The organism is Acinetobacter sp. Ac8 (assembly GCF_055392545.1).
The window spans coordinates 4567387-4588414 of sequence record NZ_AP043689.1; the positions used below are offsets into that span (position 1 = coordinate 4567387).

At 39.4% G+C, this 21028-nt stretch carries 14 protein-coding genes; 6 read left to right on the forward strand and 8 right to left on the reverse strand.

Features of this window, described 5'->3' with window-relative positions:
- Positions 1 to 136: 136 nt before the first annotated feature.
- The gene (locus ACZ5QH_RS21685; RefSeq protein ID WP_004816519.1) at positions 137 to 769 is read left to right on the forward strand and encodes an LOG family protein; all 633 of its coding nucleotides are present in this window, start codon (positions 137 to 139) and stop codon (positions 767 to 769) included.
- 110 nt (positions 770 to 879) lie between these two features.
- Here the strand turns inward: ACZ5QH_RS21685 and ACZ5QH_RS21690 are convergent, their stop codons facing one another.
- Positions 880 to 1233: a GlpM family protein gene (locus tag ACZ5QH_RS21690; protein WP_034612698.1), complete on the reverse strand. Its 354-nt coding sequence runs from the start codon at positions 1231 to 1233 to the stop codon at positions 880 to 882.
- A 100-nt stretch (positions 1234 to 1333) separates the two neighbouring features.
- Positions 1334 to 2098, reverse strand: a complete 765-nt coding sequence (locus ACZ5QH_RS21695; protein WP_303576560.1) for a hypothetical protein — start codon at positions 2096 to 2098, stop codon at positions 1334 to 1336.
- A 468-nt stretch (positions 2099 to 2566) separates the two neighbouring features.
- On the opposite strand from ACZ5QH_RS21695, the gene uvrA reads away from it, so the two are divergent.
- On the forward strand, positions 2567 to 5398 hold the full coding sequence (gene uvrA / locus ACZ5QH_RS21700; RefSeq protein ID WP_004816511.1) for an excinuclease ABC subunit UvrA: 2832 nt from the start codon (positions 2567 to 2569) through the stop codon (positions 5396 to 5398).
- A gap of 253 nt (positions 5399 to 5651) precedes the next feature.
- A complete protein-coding gene (locus ACZ5QH_RS21705) occupies positions 5652 to 6221 on the forward strand; it encodes a hypothetical protein (RefSeq protein ID WP_303576559.1) in 570 nt (189 codons plus the stop codon).
- A 79-nt stretch (positions 6222 to 6300) separates the two neighbouring features.
- Here ACZ5QH_RS21705 and ACZ5QH_RS21710 read toward each other — a convergent pair whose 3' ends face one another.
- On the reverse strand, positions 6301 to 8013 hold the full coding sequence (locus ACZ5QH_RS21710) for a GGDEF domain-containing protein (RefSeq protein ID WP_034612708.1): 1713 nt from the start codon (positions 8011 to 8013) through the stop codon (positions 6301 to 6303).
- Positions 8014 to 8299: 286 nt separating this feature from the next.
- Complete coding sequence (gene blaOXA / locus ACZ5QH_RS21715; RefSeq protein ID WP_303576557.1) at positions 8300 to 9145, reverse strand: OXA-274 family carbapenem-hydrolyzing class D beta-lactamase; 846 nt, start codon at positions 9143 to 9145, stop codon at positions 8300 to 8302.
- 877 nt (positions 9146 to 10022) lie between these two features.
- Between blaOXA and omp33-36 the strand changes: the two genes are divergently transcribed.
- Complete coding sequence (gene omp33-36 / locus ACZ5QH_RS21720; protein WP_303576556.1) at positions 10023 to 10907, forward strand: porin Omp33-36; 885 nt, start codon at positions 10023 to 10025, stop codon at positions 10905 to 10907.
- Between the two features lie 74 nt (positions 10908 to 10981).
- Here omp33-36 and ACZ5QH_RS21725 read toward each other — a convergent pair whose 3' ends face one another.
- From ACZ5QH_RS21725 to ACZ5QH_RS21740, 4 genes are all read right to left on the reverse strand, one after another.
- On the reverse strand, positions 10982 to 12949 hold the full coding sequence (locus ACZ5QH_RS21725) for a BCCT family transporter (RefSeq protein WP_056517627.1): 1968 nt from the start codon (positions 12947 to 12949) through the stop codon (positions 10982 to 10984).
- A 167-nt stretch (positions 12950 to 13116) separates the two neighbouring features.
- Positions 13117 to 13797, reverse strand: coding sequence for an ion channel (locus ACZ5QH_RS21730; RefSeq protein WP_105713783.1), 681 nt, complete (start codon positions 13795 to 13797; stop codon positions 13117 to 13119).
- Between the two features lie 217 nt (positions 13798 to 14014).
- The gene (locus tag ACZ5QH_RS21735; RefSeq protein ID WP_004816490.1) at positions 14015 to 15730 is read right to left on the reverse strand and encodes a cation acetate symporter; all 1716 of its coding nucleotides are present in this window, start codon (positions 15728 to 15730) and stop codon (positions 14015 to 14017) included.
- 1 nt (position 15731) lies between these two features.
- Positions 15732 to 16064, reverse strand: coding sequence for a DUF485 domain-containing protein (locus ACZ5QH_RS21740; protein WP_004725226.1), 333 nt, complete (start codon positions 16062 to 16064; stop codon positions 15732 to 15734).
- 185 nt (positions 16065 to 16249) lie between these two features.
- Between ACZ5QH_RS21740 and ACZ5QH_RS21745 the strand changes: the two genes are divergently transcribed.
- Positions 16250 to 19741 (forward strand): PAS domain-containing hybrid sensor histidine kinase/response regulator, encoded by a 3492-nt coding sequence (locus ACZ5QH_RS21745; RefSeq protein WP_105713782.1) that lies wholly within the window; start codon positions 16250 to 16252, stop codon positions 19739 to 19741.
- A 441-nt stretch (positions 19742 to 20182) separates the two neighbouring features.
- Entirely contained in the window at positions 20183 to 20950 is a 768-nt protein-coding gene (locus tag ACZ5QH_RS21750; protein WP_096735339.1) for a hypothetical protein, read from the forward strand.
- Positions 20951 to 21028 lie beyond the last annotated feature (78 nt).

Genomic DNA, 21028 nt, shown 5'->3' on the forward strand with positions numbered 1-21028 from the left:
CTAAAATTAAATACAAAATCAAAGTGATACAAATCATTGCAAAAGCGCCGATAACACAACATGTTTTTGTCACATTTCTTACTTAAAGTAGTAGAAATGTATAAGAACATGATAAGTTAAGGTGAAAAAATAAATTATGAATAGTGTATTGCCTGTAATGATGAATAAACCTTTCGAATTAGATCAACAACAACATAAAGCCACACAATGTTTAATCGCGCTCTATTGTGGCTCCCGACCTGGAAATAACCCCACCTATCGAGAAAAAGCCATCCAACTTGCCCAAGGCATCGCAGAACAAGGTTTTGGGATCGTCTATGGTGGCGCAAGTATTGGCTTAATGGGACAAGTTGCAGATACGGTCACGGAACATGGCGGTGATGTCGTTGGTGTTATTCCCGAATTTATGTTGGATTATGAAATTGCCCATAACCAATTAACAGAATTACATATTGTACAAAACATGCATGAACGTAAGGCTATGATGGCTGAACGCGCGAGTGCTTTTGTCGCTCTACCTGGTGGTTTTGGTACCTTTGAAGAAATTTTAGAAGTCGCGACATGGGGACAATTGAATCAACATCAAAAACCGATGATGTTATATAACGTCAATGGTTTCTATGACCATTTGATTGCGCAATTAGACCATGCTGTTATTGAAGGTTTTTTACCGCCTCAACATCGGGCAAAACTGATTGTGTGTAATCATGCAGATCAAATTTACAATGCCATTAAGAACCTAGAAAGTCCTAAACAGTTTATTGTTTAAATATCTCATTATTAAAATTCATCCCTAAAAATGAGCCTTGATCAAAGGCTCATTAACTTTACAATCCACTCAAAAGTATTCGTTGCAACTCTTTTTATTGATTCAATAAATCATAAAACCGATCCATTCTGAAACAATTGCCATGCATAAATCAAAACCGCAGCAGCCACAATCCAGCATAACGTTGCAATCCCTAAACAAGACCACATCGAAAGCTTAGTTGCCAGTAAATAGACTGTGAACAAATAAATGAAATACGGTATCAACGACCACAGCCCGAATAAGGCTGTTTGCTTTAAGGCTTCAGCACCTTTTTCCTGCGCCACAATCACATGTGCAATCAATGCAAATGTTGGAAAAAGTGGGACTAAACCTGCAATATAAAATGCCTTACTTTTTGAAAGGATTGAAATCAGCAAAACCACTGCTGCACCCAGAATACATTTCAAAAATAAAGACAACATCTAAAATTACTCGAACACATGATCAGTGCAAGAGTTTACGCCAAGCGTGTAAATTTGAAATCTAAAATATTAGAAATTTAATGCGCTATAAGTTAAAGCTTTAAAAAGCGCGTTTTAATTTGCCTCGGTTAATAAACGCAACCAAACCCATAACAATCGCCATCACAATAAAAAAGATAAATTTTAGCTCACTTCTACTCAAGTGCGTCTCAGATTTATTCACTTCAGCTTGAGTAAAATCGGCTGGTACTGGAGGCAAAGGGAAGACATAAGAGGCTGGAATATTTTTAAAATTTAATTCACTGAGTTCAGCAGGCTTTTCACCTTTGCCCACCAAAACATAAGCCGCAACAATGTCAAAATCCAAAGGATTTTGAATGCCAAATTTCACTTTGGTGGGTTCATAAGTGTTGTATTCAGGGATCCAGTCATTCACTTGACTATAAATACGAATGCTATCTGTTTTTTCCAATATCGGATCTGTAATCAGCTGTTCTGAAGTATCTTCAATGAATGTGTTTAAGCCTTTGAATTGCTTAAATGAATATTGATTGGTTTGCGTCAAATTTTCTGCAATCAGTGTTTGATATACAGCATGCTCACTGGGATTGGCTTTATTTAACAGGCCTTGATTGTCCATGACAAACTCAACTTTTGCAGTAAGTCCCGGATAATTTTGTCGTCCAACCAAATAAACCGCCGTCCAAATCTGATCCCCCGCTTGTACATCTTCTAATTCTAATTCGTACAATTGATTGGGTTTTAAATTTAACACTTGATCAAATAAAACTTGTGAAGTCTCGCCTGCCAAGACATTGCAAGAAAATGCAAAACAAATAACTGATATAATTTTTCGTATATTCATTTTCGAGCCCTCCACAAGTGCGATAGATATCACACATTTTATAATAAAAACAATGGTTAATCACAGAACCTTTGTCTAACAATTCTCTTTTTTAGATAAGTGGTTATTGATTGCATCACAGGACCAATCTTAAAGCTGATCTGGTTTATTCGTTCTACCCTATGCAATATCGCAATAAGTACTCAGAAATCAACACAGCATCAAAAGCTGACTGCATATCTCATTTTTCTTCAATAACTTATTTTAAATAAATTATAGCTTTGATTTTAAATTAGCTGAATGCGACCCTGAAAATTATCATAAACATATGAATATTATTATTTTATTGAAAAACTCAAACTCCATCACAGTTTTAAATGGTCAGTTACATGACACAATTTGTCGTTTAAAAACTATTTTTTACAGCTTGAACAAAATTAAATCGCTATCATATACCCCTTTAATTCGCATAATTTCGAGAAAGCTTTTATGAGTCAAAGTCATATCCGTATTCGAGGCGCACGTACCCATAATTTAAAAAATGTGTCACTCGATATTCCACGTGACAAGTTTGTGGTCATCACAGGACTCTCAGGCTCAGGGAAATCATCTCTGGCTTTCGATACCTTATATGCTGAGGGTCAACGCCGTTATGTCGAATCTTTATCTGCGTATGCACGTCAGTTTCTTTCACAAATGGAAAAGCCTGAAGTTGATTCAATTGAAGGTTTAAGCCCTGCGATTGCGATCGAACAGAAGTCCACCAGCCATAACCCCCGTTCAACCGTGGGAACCATTACTGAAATCTACGACTATTTACGTTTACTGTATGCACGTGTTGGCACACCTTACTGCCCAGAGCACGACTTGCCGATGGTTGCACAGACTGTTTCTGAAATGGTCGATGCAGTGAAAGGACTGGAGGAAGGCACAGCATTGATGCTCCTTGCACCAGTTGTTCGTGAGCGTAAAGGTGAATACAGCAACCTGTTTGAGCAATTACAGAGCCAAGGTTTTGTCCGCGCGCGCGTGGATGGTGAAGTGATTGATATCGATACACCACCAGAACTCGATAAAAAGAAAAAACACACCATTGAAGTTGTGGTTGACCGTTTTAAAGTCCGTGATGACTTAGGTAACCGAATTGCCGAAAGCTTTGAAACTGCCTTACGTTTAGGCAGTGATCTGGCGATTTTATCGTGGATGGGTGGTGAACATCCTGACCGTGTCTTTTCAGCAAAACATTCCTGCCCTGAATGTGACCGTGCTGTTGCTGAACTAGAGCCACGTCTGTTCTCGTTCAATAACCCATTTGGTGCCTGCCCTGTCTGCGACGGTTTAGGTACCCGTAGTCATTTCAGTGCTGAAAAACTGATTCCAAGCCCAGATGTTTCTATCAGCCAAGGTGCAATCCGTGGCTGGGACAGACAACGTCCATACTATTACAGCATGATTCAGAAAGTTGCAGATCATTTTGGGTTTTCGTTAGACACGCCTTGGAATGAACTCGACGCTGATACGAAAAAGAAATTTCTTTACGGTACAGGCAAAGAAAAAGTTGATCTTAGCTATATCGATGAGCGTGGTCGTAAACACAATCGGGTACAACCTTTTGAAGGTATTTTGCCTCATTTAGAGCGTCGTTATCGTGAAACTGAATCTAATTATGTCCGTGATGATCTGGCGCAGTACTTATCCAATGCCGCTTGTGATGCTTGTGGCGGCTCACGTTTAAATGAAATTTCACGTCATGTCCGTGTTAAAGACAAAACCATTGCCCAAATTACCAAAATGTCGATTGGTGATGCTGAAAGCTACTATCAAGATTTAAATCTTGAAGGTGCCAAAGGTGAAATTGCTGATAAAATTTTTAAAGAAATTCGCGAGCGTTTGCACTTTCTGGTATCAGTCGGTTTAAATTATTTAAGCCTGTCTCGTTCTGCTGAAACACTTTCAGGTGGTGAAGCACAACGTATCCGCCTAGCCTCACAAATTGGTGCTGGTCTAATGGGGGTGATGTACGTTCTAGATGAGCCATCCATTGGTTTACACCAACGTGATAATGATCGTTTATTGGAAACACTGGTTCGTTTGCGTGATCTGGGCAATACCGTTTTAGTGGTTGAGCATGATGAAGATGCAATCCGTGCAGCCGACCATATTATTGATATCGGTCCGGGGGCTGGTGTACATGGCGGTCATATCATTGCCGAAGGAACCTATGATGAACTTGCAGCCAACGAGAACTCTCTAACAGGAAAATACCTCTCTGGTAAGTTAAAAATTGCAGTACCCAAAGAGCGAGTTAAACCGCCTAAGCCTGAAGAACAAATTAAACTGATGGGTGCATCAGGGCATAACTTACAAAATGTTGATTTGACGATTCCTTTAGGTGTAATGACTTGTGTGACAGGTGTTTCAGGTTCAGGTAAATCCACCTTAATTAACCGTACCCTGTTACCACTTGCAGCAACGCAATTAAATGGTGCAACCACCTTAACTGCTGAAAAGTTTGATTCGATTGATGGCTTACAGTTCCTTGATAAAGTGGTAGACATTGACCAAAGTCCGATTGGGCGTACTCCACGTTCTAACCCAGCGACGTATACTGGTTTGTTTACCCCGATTCGTGAATTGTTTGCGCAAACCCCTGAAGCTAAAGCCCGTGGTTATGCTGCAGGTCGTTTCTCGTTTAACGTCAAAGGCGGGCGCTGTGAGGTGTGTGAGGGGGATGGTATGATCAAAGTTGCCATGCACTTCTTACCCGATATGTACGTGCCTTGTGATAACTGTCATGGTCAGCGTTATAACCGTGAAACCTTAGAAGTTGGTTATAAAGGCAAGAATATTTCTGACGTATTGGAAATGACCGTCGAAGATGCGATGCATTTCTTTGATGCAATCCCTGTGATTCACCGTCGTTTGGAAACCTTAAACCAAGTCGGGTTAGGCTATATCCGCTTAGGTCAGTCTGCAACAACGCTATCTGGTGGTGAAGCACAACGGGTCAAACTGGCGCGTGAGCTGGCAAAACGCGATACAGGTAAAACCTTGTATGTACTGGATGAGCCAACCACTGGTTTGCATTTCCATGATATTGCCAAACTGCTCGATATTCTTCATGAACTACGCAATAAGGGCAATACCATTGTGGTGATTGAGCATAATCTCGATGTAATTAAGACGGCGGACTGGGTGATTGATTTAGGCCCTGAAGGTGGCGCAGGTGGTGGTCAGATTATTGCGGAAGGTACCCCAGAACAGGTGGTGAAATCCAAAGTTTCACATACAGCGAAATTCTTAAAGCCGTTGTTGAAGTAATTCCCTGCATCTTCCCCTCCCTCCTTTAAATAAGGAGGGAGTTTCTCTCTTTATCCCATAGGGCTTAGGGGGGGGAGATTAATCATCTAATCTTGAAATTTAATAGCTCATATAATTTTTATAAAACTCAGATTCGCGCTTTTCTCTTATATATTCCAATAATCATTGGCTTAATTTGAGGATTTGCTGAGCAAATTTTGCATTTCTAATTTAAACAAGGCAAGATCAATGCATAGCACAGGATATTTTCCTTATGAAGCTTCTTTACTTATGTTTTTTAGTCCCAAGTATCTGTTTACTCATCAGTTGTAGTATAAACATTGCGGGTGGTAATGGCAGACCCGACAATCCTTATTTTATCACCACCCAGCCCTTACTGATTAAAAAAATACAGCTTCCTGTTGGCTCTACTTTGACCTACGAAAAACAGCGCTTTAAAACCGGCAGACAAAGTCAGTTAATGAATGAAAGTAAACTGCAAAGCATCTCAATGCCGAGTGGAAAAACCATCACTTGGGGTGGTGTACCAATCAGTGCAATCAACAAATTCACCAACTCAGAAATGCGCGGCTTTAGCCTTAAAGCAGAATTTAAGCAGCTTGCTGCCAATCAAAACTCTGGCTTCTCCAAACAATGGCAACGTTGTGGTGATGATCTGGGGATTGGTATTAAAAATACAGAGGATTGGTCATTTAATCTCAATAATATTGTTGATGTAGAAAGCTGTAGTGTGCTGTATCAACGTTACTTTCAAGACAATGCAGAACAGCAACGATTTTTAAATCAATTGTATGCTGAGTTACGTAAAGTCACTGCAAAATAATTCAATATTCTTATCATTGAATGCTGATGATCAATCAATATTTTCTGATAGGTTAATCATCATCAAGATTCCCAGTCGATCATCCCACGACTTTATTTCGACCTTGTGCTTTGGCCTTAAATAACGATGCATCTGCCCGATTAAATAAGGCTTCCCAACTTTCAGCCCCTGTTGCCACGCCAATACTGACAGAAACATTGAGCTGTTCGTTAGACATAGAACTGTTAAAATTTAACCGTGAGACATCAGCCAAAATGCTTTCAGAAATTTGCAACGCCCAATCCCATTGAATACGATCAATCAAAATCAAAAATTCATCGCCACCAAAACGTACAATCAAATCAGATTGCGCAATATTTGCTTTTAAACATCGAGCAATTTCAACAATAACCGAATCACCTAAAATATGTCCAAAGCGATCATTCACATATTTAAAATTATCAATATCCACCATGATCAAGGTCAACTCTTGAAACCGCTCCGTTTGTGTCGCAATATTTTTTAAATAAACATCTAAAGCCAATCGATTTGAAACACCGGTTAAACTGTCAGTGTTGGCGCTATTTTGTAATTGAAATTCAAAAGCATCACGTTGCTTAAGCATTTCTTTTAATTTATCAAGCGCATCAGTTAGGGTATGCACCTCTTTGGTTTGTATCGAAGCATCCCCTAAATAATCACGTTCTTGTACTTGTGATAGTTCCAAAATCATATTTCTTGCATATATCAAGGGTTCAAATAACTTTTTACGTGTATATAACATCGTAAAAACTGCGACCGACAATGACAAAAGAGAAATAAATAGCGTGATAAAAAATTGACGTTGCTCCGATTCCATTCGATGACGTGCACTTAAGGCATGAGTTTCTAGTAAATATTTTTGTAAATTTACCACCGTGGTAAACTTATCCACGATTGCATCTGTCAGTTGGTTTGCCGTTAAAAAATAAGGCTGCTGATTTCTACTCTCTTGCACCAAACGATTTACGATGGGTAAGCCTTGGTCAATAAATTGAGTTTTCACCTGACCATATAAATAAAGATACTCTGGCGTTTTTAAAGACTCTATTTGCATGGTATCCATCAAACGCCATAAATATTTAACCTGTTCTTGCGTTTGTAATGAGCGTGCTTTGTTATATTCAGGCAGTGGTTCGGAAAAGCTCAGGGGTGCCATGATGTTAGACGCAACTCGTCCAGATTGATCTCGTAAATCAGCCAATATCAGCACAATTGAAGCATAATCCGTCACATCGCTATTATTCTTTTTTGAATGGTTAATTAATTGCTGCAACATGGCTCTACAACTGTCCCAAGCCCGAAACATTCCCTGAATCACTTGATCCATTTGCACTGAATTACGTTCTTTTAATGGTAAGGCTAAATAAGCATCGACTTGTTTGCGGGCGATGTTCAAATCATGTCTTAACTGAACATCAACTTGATCCGCCAAACTGGTAAACCCCGCCTTGTTTAAGGTCTCGACGGTTAAATTAATCTGCTGATCTACGTCCTTACGATAGTCCTGTAATTCTTTTATTCTGTCTGGAAAATTTGCTGTCGTGCTCGACATTGCTTTATTTGTTGGCGCTCTTTCCCGTGAAATTTTATTGGATGTTTCAGCAAAAACTTGCAAGGCTTGAATATTGACTAAAGCTCGATTTGCTCGGCTATACTCTCGATAATTACTGATGATTTGTGGAACAGCAATCAACAAAACAGACAAAATGATGACTGACATGAGGATAAGCAAACGCGTGCTTATTTGTTCTGATCTGAGTTCATGCACCATCACCATGGTCCTGTGGGAAGTTATATCGCAATAAAGCTAAAGAAATTTTGTTTATATTATAGAATATATACACATAAACTACTCCACATAATCAAGTTTAATCTACAGCGTTCAACGCCTTTATATTATCGTTTTTATAGATGAGTAATATTCAAAATTCACATTTTACATATAAATAGAATTTGCATAAAATTGGACTTAGATAGAAATTCTCATGATTTGAAAATATACCTTTTTTATTGCCCAGTTTCCCCCAATAAACTGGGCATTTTTTTATCTACTGCATTTATCTCAAATAAAAGAATAAGCCTAATTTATCCAAGATACTTAATGTCAGTTGCTTGCGTTCAGCAGGATCATCCCCTGTCTGCATTTGCATATTTAAAGCAAAAGCGGTGATCTGACCATTCGGCTGTTCCACCCATCCCGTATACCAACCCACTTGTGGCTCCACATCCATTCCCCATCCACTTTTGGCATAAAGCTTGGAATCACCCCGTCTTTCGACATAGAGCATATCTTTAACTTGTTGCTGTACAGCATCATCAAAAGCCAATGTTTTCTTTGCCAATTGATAAGCAAATTTAGCTTCTTGCTCTGGGGTAATTTTCAATGGGCCGACCAGCCAGAAATTATCTACCTGTTGACCAATTTGTGTATTGCCAAAACCAACACGCTTGACTTCTTTACTCATCAAATCCAAGCCAATACGTCGTGCCAACTCCTGATATACAGGTACGGCTGAAGCCTGCATTGCTTGTGCCAAGGTCATATCTTTTTCCCATGCAGGAAAAGATCTTTTTTCTCCATTCCACTTAAATACTTCTGTATTCGTCGCTTTCGCATGTTGCAAACCAATTAAGGCATTCAACATTTTAAAAGTAGAGGCTGGAATATACGCAGTCTTGGCTCTGTTTAAATCATTCCCATAACGTTTAAATTGAGTTCCATCATAAGTCACAAAGACGGCTTGAGTTTGCGCATAATTAAACAACAACGGGATTTCACTTGTTCTTTGTGATGATGCTGGATCATGCAAATTGGCATTAGAAACACAACCTGAAAATGCCACACTACTCAGAATGATCAATACACTGCTTTTTATTTTAGATTTAAATCGGTAATTACTCATAAACTTTACTTAGGCATTGACTCAATCTGAAATAGTGTAGATGAGCCCATGAATTATTTTTTAAATTGAATGTAAGAAAATATTTACAGGTGCAATATATTGGTGCATAATGCACTTCATTAGGGCAATTTATTAATATTCCTCAGCAGAATTTATTGATTTGCTCCAGATTTTGGCGAAAAATCCCAGTTTTCTTTGAAAATTGGGATTTTTTTGGCAAAAATCATGCCAACACAATTCATCTTTTGCTTAATTATGCTACATATTGGTGCAATACTTTTATTGTCTGTTTAATGCGATTTGCTTTGAATTTTTAAATAAAAAAAAGCCCAACCTTGGGGAAAGCTGGGCATATAAACTCAAAATCTCAAAAAATTCATTTAAAATGAATGAACTTTATTGACTCATTATTCAAAATATCTTTTACTTTGTAAAACCTATTAAATTGATCGGATATAAATGAATTATCGTTTTTATGAATAATTGAGAATAAAACAACAATATTCACATGAAATGATTATAAAATCACAAATTAATTCTAAAAATAAGCAGAATTTAATGACATTTTCTTGACATTGATCGCAAAACAACCATCGGTAATATCGATCAAAAAACACAAATAAACAATAAAATGAATGTATTAATTTAACAATTTGATATCTGTTTTATATGAAATAAAACTTTAGTCTGAATTTAGTCTGTTGTTCTAATTAAGTTTTTTTCTAGGTTGACGTAAAGCTGTTTAAATGTACGTTTTTTAAACAATGTAAATTTCATGTATCTACTTTGTAAACAGTGGCCTTAAACGTCATTGACTTAATATCTTGTTACAATACAATGCCGTCTGTTTCACCAATTTCTCCTATTGGAAAAGATTATGAAAAAACTCGGTTTAGCCACTGCTTTATTATTAGCCATGACCGGCGCTCAAGCATACCAATTTGAAATTCAAGGTCAATCAGAGTATATCGATACAACTGAAAATGACAAAGATTTCACTGGCGGTTTGCAAGGTACTTACTACCTCAAAAATGTTGACTCTTCAAAAGGTCCATTGGCTGAAGCAGCGTTCTTAAACCAAGCATCAAATGTTTCTTTAGCATATAACTATGGCGAATTAGACGCTGGTGTAGTTGCACATAACTACGGCGCTAAAGCTGAACTTTATGTTCCTACTCCATATGTACCTGCATACGCAAGTGCTTCTTATAGCCACACAATTCTTGACGGTAAAAATGGCTTGCCAAATGATCAAGGCGATCGTTTTGCATTAGAAGTGGGTGCTCTTCCTACTCAAAACTTCTTAGTTGCTGTTGGTTATACTAACGTTGCTGACCAAGTTGCTTTAGATGCATTCAATGTTATGGGTAACGGCGTTGCTAAAGCGACTGCTGAAGCTGCAACAATTGGTGAAGACCAAGACGCAATCACTGCACGTGCTAAATACGTTGGCGGTATTGACGGTACAAATATGTCTTTAGCGTTTGAATCAGGCATCATCTATGGTGATGCGACTGCATACCAGTTCAAAACTGATTTCTATTTGAACCCACAATTAAGCGTTGGTGCTTCTTACGCAGCATCTAGCTACGAAGGTACGCCTGATTCAGCTTGGGGTGCAAACGTAAACTACTTCATCACTCCTGCGATTGCAGTTGGTGCAAGCTACGTAAATGCAAACTACGAAAACAATAAAGGCCATGCAATTTCGTATGTTGGTGATACGCAAACTGTTGGCTTAAACGCTAAATTCCGTTTCTAAGTTGCTTAGAAATTGAATCAAAAAAGGACTCATACGAGTCCTTTTTTATTGCCTTTGTTTTTTAAATAAACAACTTAGTTTCTCAGTACATTTAAGAAATGTAGATGGCGTTCATATTGGTCAATGATGTCTTGAATCAAGTCTTCTTGCGTCCACTCCATCACATCATAGTTTTGACCACCTTCTCTTAAAAATATTTCTGCTTGATAAAAATCATCGGTTTCCTGATGTTCTTCATTCATCATAAAGCTTGGCGCAACCATTTTGCGTGCAATGACTTTATAGATAAAATTGAACTCATCATGATGATCCACACTCAGTTGAACACCGTCTTCGGTTTCTTTAATCACCACATTTAAATCACGGCGTTTAAACTCAAAACGAATACTTTCAAAAGCCTTAATCACATCAACCTGAATATAATGTTGTACTTCAGCTAACGTATGCGGATAGTGCATGATTAAGCCCAAACGTTGCTGCCAACTACGTGGGTTTTGCACAGCTCTCGGCGTGATTCTTGCCACTTGTAAAGCCTGCATTTTGGTGACATCTAAGCGCAATGCTTTGACTAAGCCCCAACACAACAACAGCATAATAAAGGTGAATGGTAAGGCACTCATCATGGTGGCCGATTGTAGTGCGCCTAGCCCACCAACCATTAATAGAATGATCGACAAGACCGCCATTAAAACGGTCCAGAACAAGCGTTGCCATATCGGCGAATTTTCTGTTTTCGCAGTGAGATAATCGGTCACCAATGCACCAGAATCCGCAGAGGTAACAAAGAACAACACCACCAGCAGTGTCGCAATAAGACTAAACACACCTGAAAAAGGCAGGTGGGTTAAAAACTCAAACAATGCAACTGATGAATCTTTTTGTACCGCAGAAATCAGCCCCGTCTGCCCTTGTTCCATAATACTAAACAAGGCAGCATTGCCAATAAATCCCATCCAGATCAAGGTAAAGCCTGTCGGAATAAGCAGTACACCGACAATAAACTCTCGAATGGTTCGACCTTTTGAAACACGCGCAATAAACATACCGACAAATGGTGACCAAGAAATCCACCATGCCCAATACATAATGGTCCAACCCCCAATCCAGCCATTCGATTGATAAGCATATAAATTAAAGGTCATGCTAAATAAATTCGAAATATACTGCCCAGCGTTTTGAATGGTTGCTTGCAGGATATAAATACTGGAACTGGCAAGGAATACAAAGCCCAGTAATACCAAGGCTAAAATTAGATTCAGTTCAGAAAGTCGTTTGATTCCCTTATCTAATCCAAGGAAAACCGACAATGAAGCCAGCGTACTCACCACAATAATCAAAAAGATTTGGGTGCTAATATTACTTTCCCAGCCAAATAAATAATTTAAGCCAGAGTTAATTTGCGTTACCCCAAATCCTAACGTGGTAGCTACACCAAATACGGTACCAATGGTGGCAAAAGTATCGACCGCATCTCCGATTGGACCATGAATTCGTTGGCCAATAATCGGAAATAAACCCGAACGAACTTTGAGTGGCAAGTTATAGCGAAAAGCAAAATAAGCCAGCGTTAAACCCACAACCGCATAGATAGCCCAAGCATGTAAGCCCCAATGAAAAAAGGTAATTCTCATTGCTTCTTGGGCAGATTCAATGGTTTGTGGATCACCAGCAGGTGGATTGACATAATGCATGACAGGTTCTGCAACACTGAAGAACATTAACCCGATCCCCATACCCGCAGTAAATAGCATGGCAAACCATGACCCATTACTATACTCAGGCTGGCTATGATCAGGTCCAAGCTTGATTTTACCCATGTCAGAAAAGGCAATAAAAATCAGCACAATTAAAAATATTGCGACAGATAAAACATAGAACCAACTAAATGAATCGGTGATCCAGCGGTTCATCCTTTGAGTAATCAGTTCAAAGGCATTTGGTGCAAAGACAACAACGGCTAAAAAAAGCGCAATAATTCCAACAGTGCTCAAGAAAACATTTGGATTGACATTGTCAAACCAAGTGATTTTTTTGGAAGGCATATTTCCCCCAGGTTTTTATACTCAATGGACAGACTTTTTAAAGTCAAAAAAAGGCATTCACAGGTGTGAAAAAAGACGAATCCTGTAGAACAGCGATTGGATTCAGGCCACATTATAATTTAAATTAACATTTTCAACAATTTACTAAATGTAACAAGATCATTAGTTCATGATTTTGGTTTATTTTCAATATATTGCAGGGCAATCATCCGTGAGACGATCAGGGCAAAATACATCACGCCACAGAACATTTGCAACATTGAAATCACCCGCGCAGCAGGCGCAACAGGAATCAAATCGGACAATCCTGTTGCCGATTGCAGACTAAAACTAATGAACAATAAATCCAGCCAAGATTGGTAGTCTGCAACATGATTTGGATTTTGAAAGCTCTGTGGAACCATCAATTGACAGATACTGTATAAGAAGGCAAATCCCCATGCGATCAGGGTAAATACCGCACCCGCAGCAAACAGTTCATCTTTGGTTAAATAACGATCTGCAAACATATAGCGGATTAGGCCATATGCTGCACAAAAATAAGCGGCTGCTTCAAATGAATGTGCAAAGATTTGCAAAGTAACAGAATGAAAGCCAATTAACATCAGAAAGGACAGTACAAATGCCCCCGTGACAAAAGTTAAGCCCAACAGTGTAAATGTCGGTGTTTGTCGAATCACTTTGGCAATAATCAGTAATGCAGAGACACCGAGTAACCAAGTTAAAATTTGATAACTTCTGCTGGCATTGGTATAGACAGATAAAACTAAAATAAGCAGTTGGACCAACAATAACCATGCTGACGGTAATTGTTTAAAACCTTTCCAAAATTCGATCATTGAACGCATATTTTCTGATTCTGTTGTTCTTTTAAACATTCAAATTAACATATTCATGGGGTTTCTTAAATCCTTTCAATTTTTCATGATCATTCAACTGATCTATCAGCATCAAACAAGCTTTATATCGCTTAAAAGCTGGAACTAGGATGATGGAGTTCTGGTTTTGCATCACCCATAAAAAAACACCTTCGAGAAGGTGTTTTTTAGGCTGATCTCAAATCACTTAGTGATCTGAAGCACCAGAGATACCAATACCTGTTTGCGAACGTACAAACTGTGCATCAAATGCTTTGCGCTCTGCTTCTGCACGTGCAGATTTGTCTGTCACAGAGAACAACCAGCAGCAGATGAATGCTAATGGCATGGCAAAGATTGCAGGACCATTGAATGAGTTGATCGGAGTATCAGAGATTTTTAATGTGTCTACCCAAACTGCTTTAGACAAGATAATTAAAGTCACTGCTGTCACTAGACCGACAACACCACCTACAACAGCACCACGTGTAGTTAAGCCTTTCCAGAACATTGAAAGAACCAATACTGGGAAGTTTGCACACGCCGCGACAGAGAATGCTAAACCCACCATGAAGGCAACGTTTTGCTTCTCGAACAAAATACCTAAAATCATCGCAAAAATCGCAAGACCAAGTGTTGCAATCTTCGACATACGTAATTCAGATTCAGGGGTAGTTTGACCTTTTTTCAGTACGTTTGCGTACAAGTCATGTGAAATTGCTGAAGCACCTGACAATGTCAAACCTGCAACTACCGCAAGAATCGTTGCGAATGCAACTGCTGAAATAAAGCCCATGAACAGATCGCCACCCACTGCATCTGCAAGGTGTACCGCTGCCATGTTGTTACCGCCAACTAATTCTAGTTTGCCAGTCACAGCCATTTTAGCAACATCAATAAATTGTGGGTTGTTTGATACGAAAAGGATCGCACCGAAACCGATAATGAAAGTTAATAAGTAGAAGTAACCAATGAAGCCTGTTGCAACAACCACAGATTTACGTGCTTCTTTAGCATCTTTAACTGTAAAGAAACGCATAAGAATGTGTGGCAAACCTGCTGTACCAAACATGAGTGCTAAACCAAGCGATAAAGCATCGAGTGGGTTTTTCGCCAAACTGCCTGGTCCCATAATTTTGGTTGCATCATCAAGACTGACATCATGTACTTTTGCAAATACATCAATAGACTGTCTGAACATTTCAGAGAAGCTATAACCGACAGAATGCATCACCATGAACGCCATGAATGTTGCACCTGAAAGTAACATAACCGCTTTAATGATCTGTACCCAAGTTGTTGCCAACATGCCACCGAAGATCACGTAAGCCATCATCAGAAGACCAACAATCACAACTGCGATGTTATAGTTCAAACCAAATAACAGTTTGATCAGCTGACCAGCACCCACCATTTGAGCAATCAAATAGAAAGCCACAACTACAAGCGAACTGATTGCTGCAAGTGTACGTACTGGTTTTTCTTCTAAACGGAACGAAACCACGTCAGACAGGTTATATTTACCTAAGTTACGTAGGCGCTCAGCAACCAAGAACAATACGATTGGCCAGCCAACCATGAAACCCAGTGAATAAAGCAAGCCATCAAAGCCTGAGCTAAACACCAATGCAGAAATACCCAAGAACGATGCAGCAGACATATAGTCACCTGCAATCGCTAAACCATTTTGGAAACCAGAGATACCACCACCAGCGGTATAGAAGTCTGCAGTATTGGTGGTTTGTTTTGCAGCCCATTTAGTAATAAATAAGGTTAAACCAACAAAAATTGCAAACATAATGATTGCATGCCAGTTGGTCGCTTGCTGCTGAGCTTCACCTAAATCTGGGCCTGCTTGTGCAACAGTAGAAAGCAGTGCAGTAGATGCAAGAGCTGCTTTAGTCTTTAAAGAGTTCCATTTCATCTTAGTGCAGTCCTTTTTCGTGGGCGATTGCTTCGACTTCTTTCATTGCATCTGCATTCAATTGATCCAATTTATTGTTGGCAATATATGAGTACACACCACACAATACGAAAGATAAAACAATAATTCCTAGACCTAAAGGAATTCCCCAAGTGGTGATGCCACCACTAAATGAACTCATTAAAAATTCTTTGTTATAGCCAACTAAAAGCATAAATCCAACATAAACGAACAACATAATTGCAGTTAATGTCCAGCTTAATTTACTTTTTTTAGCAACCATTTCCTTGAATTTTGGATTTTGTAGAATCGCCTCTACCTGTCTCTCATCCATAACCATGCTCCTTGATAAGCGACCAGAACGCTGGTTGCTTTTTTTAGTCTTTTTTTACATGGTCAAAATTAACAATATTGTGGGGTTCTCGTAACTTAGACTTTGGTCGTTAAATTTTGAGCAAAATAAACGAGACAGTTCATGTATGCGCTATTATAGGCACAGCTTTTTATACTGTAGTCCTTATGAACAGTTGGTTAATTATAGGGGTTCTGGCCCTTTACATCCTCATTCTATTCGTTTGTGCCTTCTTTGGTGAGAAGCATGCGAGTCGATTAAGCACGCGCGGCAGGATGCTTCTCTTTAGTCTAACATTGGGGGTATATTGCTCCTCTTGGACGTTTTATGGAGCAACAGGTGCTGCAGTACGTGAGGGGATTATTTTCCTGCCGATTTATTTAGGACCTTTATTATTTGTCTGGCTGGGTTATGACATTTGGCGCCGTTTAGGTCGCGTTCGACAACATCATGCGATTTCTTCGATTGCCGACTTTGTCGCAGCACGTTATGGTAAAAGTGGAACATTAGCGTCCTTAGTGACCATCTTGGCTGTAATCGCCATCATTCCTTACTTAGCACTACAATTACGCGCCATTGCGCTTAGCGCTTCCGTCATGCTCGATCACAATACCCAAGTGGTCTCCACTACCACCAATGGTGTGCTTGGTCTTACCGCTGTATTGGCGATCTTGGCCATGATGTTTGGCACAAGACAAATTGCCAATACCGAACAACATGGCGGTTTAATGCTTGCCGTTGCTTTTGAATCATTTGTAAAACTATTTGCCCTGCTCTGCGTGGCATTTTTCTTTATTTTTGATCACCCACAAAATATCGTACAAATCTCACAGGATGTGCAAAAGACTTTTCATGAAGTACAACTGTTTGGTGTGCCAGACACCTTTTGGGTTCAAACATTACTCGCTTCATTGGCGATCATCTGTTTACCGCGTCAGTTCCATGTGGCCGTGGTTGAATTACGCGATGAAAAACATATACGTGGTGCAAGAAGGTGGTTTGCGGCATATTTGATTCTGACCATTATTGCCATTATTCCAATCGCCAGTTGGGCACTGCATGCAGCACCTAAGTACCTGACCATTCCTGATGTTGCAGTACTCTCATTACCGATTAGTTATAACCAAGACTGGTTATCTCTATTGGCATTTTTAGGCGGTTTTTCAGCATCAACAGGGATGCTATTAGTCTCCTCTGTGGCACTGTCCATCATGCTCAGTAATGACTTGATTATGCCTTCTCTATGGAAGTTTGGCATTCTTTCTCGTCATGACAAACGCTTACCACAGGTACTTAAATTTACCCGTCGTGTGTGTATTTTAGCGGTAATGTTACTCGGATTTTTATTCTTCCACTTCTTTAATGATATTGACCAATTATCTACCTTTGGATTATTGGCTTTTAGTGCGGTTGCACAATTTTCACCGGCTTTAATTGGCGGTTTATACTGGCGTGGTGGAAGTCGCCAAGGGGTGTATGCAGGCTTGGTTGTAGGCTTTATCCTTTGGTCATATACCTTATTATTGCCAACGATTTTACGTAGCTTACCTGTTGAATATAGCCAGTTTGCACATCAATTTTTGATGTTTGGACCTTTAAATATTGAATGGTTAAGACCAGAAGCCTTATTTGGTTTTGAATCTTTTGCCCCACTTACTCATGGTGTAATCTGGGCACTTGGCTTAAACATTACCTTATATATTTGGGTCTCTCGTATTTATCGTCCTAGTATTGCTGAACAAATACAGGCAGAAAGCTTTTTCTATTATGAAACCAAGCCCTTACCTGCACAAAACACCTCTACCGATATTAATTATTTACACCATGATGTCGCTAAACTTAAAGTTGGTGATCTGATTGCACTAGCCAAACGGATTACTGGTGAAGGCCCAGCAACCCATGCCTTTCAGCAATTTTGTACCATGAACAATGTGGTGCTCAATGAAAATAGCAGTGCCAATGGGATGTGGTGGCGGTTCACTGAACAATACCTCGCAGGTACAATCGGGGCAGCCTCTGCACGGACATTACTCACCACGGCTATGGTCAATAATGGCTTGGCATTGGGCCAAGTGGCAAATATTCTCGACCAAGCGTCACAATGGCAACGCTTTAACCAAAATCTTATCATGACCATGATTGACCACATGACCCAAGGCGTGAGTGTGGTTGATGAAAACATGTGTTTGGTCGCGTGGAACAATCAATATTTAAAGCTGTTTGATTATCCAAAAGATTTAGTCTATGTCGGCTGCCCAATTGCCGATTTGATTCGTTATAACGCAGAGCGTGGCGAATGTGGTCCAGGCTCGGTAGAAGAACATGTACGTAAGCGAATTCATTGGATGAAAGTTGGTAGCGCACATGAGTTTGAACGGATTCGTAAAGATGGCCGTGTGATTCAAATGCGTGGTAATCCCATTGAAGGTGGTGGTTTTGTTACGACCTTTGCAGACATTACTGCATTCCGTGAAAATGAAGCGGTACTTGAAGCACGCGTGTCTGATCGTACCCAACAGCTTGCAAATGCCTTATCTGAACAACAACTGGCACGTGAGCAAGCCGACAAAGCCAATATGTCAAAAAGCCGCTTTATTGCAGCAGCCAGTCACGATTTACTTCAACCGATGCATGCAGCACGCTTATTCAGTACTGCTTTAGAACAAAGCGTACAATCGGATGAAGATCGTAAAACCTTACAACAACTTGATCGTGCCTTACATGGTGCCGAAAGCATGTTGTCTGCCCTTTTAGACATTGCACGACTGGAAGGTGGTTCAATTCAACCGAAACGCCAAGCTTATCCACTGCATGATTTATTAAGTGATTTAGAACTGCAATTTAAATCAATCGCCGCACAACGTAATATCCAATTGCGTGTCCATGATGCTCAATTCTGGATTGATACCGACCCACAATGGATCCGTCGTATCATCCAAAACTTTGTCAGCAATGCCTTGCGTTATACTGCTCGCGGACGTGTGATTGTTGGTGTGTTACGTGCTTCCAATCGCCCAAATCATATTCGTATCGGTGTCTGGGATACCGGTCCAGGGATTGCAGAAGAACAACGCATTAAGCTGTTTCAAGAGTTTGAGCGTTGTGGACATACCTCGCCATGGGGCGAACAAGGCCTAGGGCTTGGTCTGGCAATCGTCCAACGTATGACCAGTTTGCTTGATTATCCTGTGCATGTTTATTCTGAACTAGGTAAAGGCTCGTGTTTTATGATTGATGTGCCAATGGTAGCAGCGCCTAAAGTGGTTTCATCACCTGTACAAGCGGTACCATTAAAAGCCAAAGCTTATAAAATCTTATGTTTGGACAATGATGATACGATTTTGGAGGGTATGGCAACGCTACTGACCAAATGGGGTTATCAAGTCTTTAAAGCCACTGAACCTGAACAAGCGTTGGAAATTATTCAAAAAGAAAATATTCAAGTCTGGTTGGTTGATCAGCATTTAAATCACGGCAAAATTGGCTTAGATTTTATTGTCGAAAACCGTCAGGAAAATGTTCCTTCAGCACTGATTACTGCAGATTCTGATCCTGAATTACCAGAGCGTGTTAAAGACCTCAACGTGGTGTTGTTGAAGAAACCATTGAAGCCTGCTTCTCTACGTGCATGGTTATCTGGCTTGAAGATTTCTAAATAATCTTCCACTACGTTCAACCCTTTTCAGTTTATTGATCACGTTCTTCTTTAATGTTTTGAAACATTTACAACCTCTAGACCATTGCGTTCTAGAGGTTTTGTAACGCAATTTTTTAAGTGGAATAGCAATTTTTTTTAAGCTTTGTGCAAAAGCATTCAAAAAAAAGCAAAACTCGAACCCATTTATTGACTAAAAACTTCAAAGCCCTCTTTTCTATGGCAAATAACATCAAAATAGTAAATATACACTTGTATAGTTAGTTACAATTTTCTATTTATATGATTTTAAAAAATAAAAAACTACTTTTCACCCTGTCTACAACTTTAGTCGTATTCCTATTGCATCTCAGATAAATCAAAAATTACTTCAAGACAAAACTACGCTCATGTTTAGGAAAACAAAAACAGCGTTTGAATTCAATTTTAAATAGGATTTTTAACCATGAATATTTCAGAAACTGTTCCACATGGGCTACACCAAGCTCAACAATTTCATCGTCAATATGGTGCAAATGCAATCCTGCCTGAAATTGATTGGCAAGATCTGTTTAAACACAGCAAACTCCACGACACACAAATACAAGCACTCAACACGATTTATCAAGCAGCTGTGCCTTTAGCACTTCAAGTATTTGATGAATTAAAATTTGATGTATTTACCCCTGTTGCTTATCATCCTCAAGGCTTAGGTCTGTTTGATAAATTAGCGCAACAGGAAGAAAAACTGGTTCAACGTCTCGAAGATGAATGCGAATGCTTAAATGATGAAGTTCGTCATCAAGTGTGGAGCATGTTACTACGTGGCGGTGCGGTACTGGTCTTTAAAGCATGGTTAGGTAAAGTAAAAACCGGCGAAAATATCTTAGATATGACCCAATTCGATGAATTATCAGATTTGCTTTTTATCAAAACCTCACCAACAACATTGGCAGCTCGTTTAAAAATCGATGCACATGCGGATTACGACCATGTTTTCCTAATGTATGGCAATGATGTGTTTCTAGACCGTTTTAATAGCTTAGAAGCAGCTGCTTTATTTGTAGATTTAGGTGTTTATGATGCAGCATTCTTAAGTCTACGTGATGACCGAGTTGCAGATTATCTAAAATCTAAAGGCTATGTCACCCATGAACAAATTGAAGATTTAAAATGTGCTTTAAATCCACTGGGTTGCCCTGATCAAGTTTCGAAACAAGACTGTTTAGCTTAATCCTCATGCTTGAATGATGCATAAATAAAGCCAGTCAATTGACTGGCTTTCTGCGATTTAGCTTAAAGATTACTTCGT